The following is a 1,729-nucleotide window of genomic DNA, read 5'->3' on the forward strand; positions in this document are numbered from 1 at the left end:
CCATTATTCTCTTATAAAAAGCTTTTTAATTTTCTTTCTCAACTTTTTAGACGTTAATATATGTGCAAAAAATATATCATTCACAGAATTTTTCTCAATATTAAATGTATAGACTTACTACAATTCAGTTGTTACCATATATAATAATCTGTTGGATAAACCCCTTAAGTTGACCTGCTTATATTAGCAGGTCTTTTTCATGATTACATACTTCTGTGTACCTCGATCTCACTTCCAAGTCTTTTCTCCATTTTATAACCATATTTAGATCCCAACAATTAATGATAATCATAAATTGTTGGGATTTAAATTGTTCACATATAATTATGCAATTCTTCTTTCTCAATACACAAAACACATTTTACTTGTTACTATAAAAGTACTCCAGATGAGTTTTTTGCTCATCGACATTATCTAGTTATTGGGGCCTGCCGCGGGAAGCAGGTCCCTTTGACTGTATGAAGGTCCCAATTTCATTTGGACACATTTACCAGGTTTTTTCAAAAGAATTTTATGATAACATTACGTAGTCGAGTCCGACATCTCGGCAATACCCTTTTGAGGGTCTGCAACTTCCCTTACAGACCCTCTTTTACTTTATATTCAATTTATTCATATATACCACAACACCATTCATTGAATTTCTCCATTTCAAATTCCCTAAAAATAATCTAGGACACGTAACTAAAAATAAATCTTCATCATACTTTGAGTTATACATGTTCAAAGGAGTGTTACTATTTATGTATTCTTATTGGCAATCGTATTACTCCCCCTACCATAACCCTTATGTAAACTATGATTTATCCGTACGGAACTACCGAATTAGTAAAAATGAGAATTTTTTAAAAGGGTATATGCGTTCTTTATGGGAACAACACGTCGCTTGGACGAGATTGGCTATTATAAGTATAGTATTTAATTTACCAGATGTTAATGTTACTGTTGGACGACTTCTACAAAACGCAACACATATGGGACTATCACTTGAACCATTTTACGGTGAGGATGCAGTGAAAAAATATAGTGCATTAATTAAAGATCACTTAGTAATTGCAGCGGATCTTGTTAAAGCCGCAAAAGCTGGTAATCAAAATGCAGCGGCCGCTATAGAGAAAAAATGGTACGCTAATGGTGACGCAATTATTGAATTCCTTAACAGTATCAACCCATATATAGATAAAGAAGAATTTAGAAAAATGTTTTATGAACATTTAGCACTAACGAAAGCAGAAGCACTTGCCTTCCTAAATAAAGATTATGAAGCAGGAGTAAAACTTTACGATAAAATTGAAAAAGAAGCATTAGAAATGGCTGACATGATAACAAACGCAATCGTAAAACAATTCCCGCAAGTCTTTCAATAAAGTGAAACTTTAATCAGTGAGTCCCCCACTGATTATCAGCTCTCACCAATCGGCTTATTTAGTTTTCTCTCCATGATATTTCACCTCTCCTCTTTACATTTAGCTTATATCGATATATTTTATTAATATCCGTTTTTTATAGGAGGAAATAGTTTGATTAACGCGATTGGTCTCGTTTTTATACTTACAAATAAACACGAGAAAAAAAAGAAAGTTTACTTAAATGAAAAATTTGCACTAATAGATATTATTGATTCTAAAGAAGTATTTGATGATGAAGGGAATCCTTTAGTAGAACTAACATGTAAATACAGTATATATTTAGATGAAAAATATTACTGTAAATCTCTCGATGATTATAC

Annotated in this window: 1 protein-coding gene and 1 pseudogene; both read left to right on the plus strand. The window is 31.9% G+C overall.

Features of this window, described 5'->3' with window-relative positions:
* Positions 1-743 precede the first annotated feature (743 nt).
* The gene (locus ABWK52_RS18785; protein WP_000287727.1) at positions 744-1,367 is read left to right on the plus strand and encodes a hypothetical protein; all 624 of its coding nucleotides are present in this window, start codon (positions 744-746) and stop codon (positions 1,365-1,367) included.
* Positions 1,368-1,520: 153 nt separating this feature from the next.
* Positions 1,521-1,729: pseudogene (locus ABWK52_RS18790) on the plus strand (cytoplasmic protein); the annotation flags it as partial.

Source organism: Bacillus sp. AP50 (assembly GCF_040492675.1).
Classification (GTDB): domain Bacteria; phylum Bacillota; class Bacilli; order Bacillales; family Bacillaceae_G; genus Bacillus_A; species Bacillus_A cereus.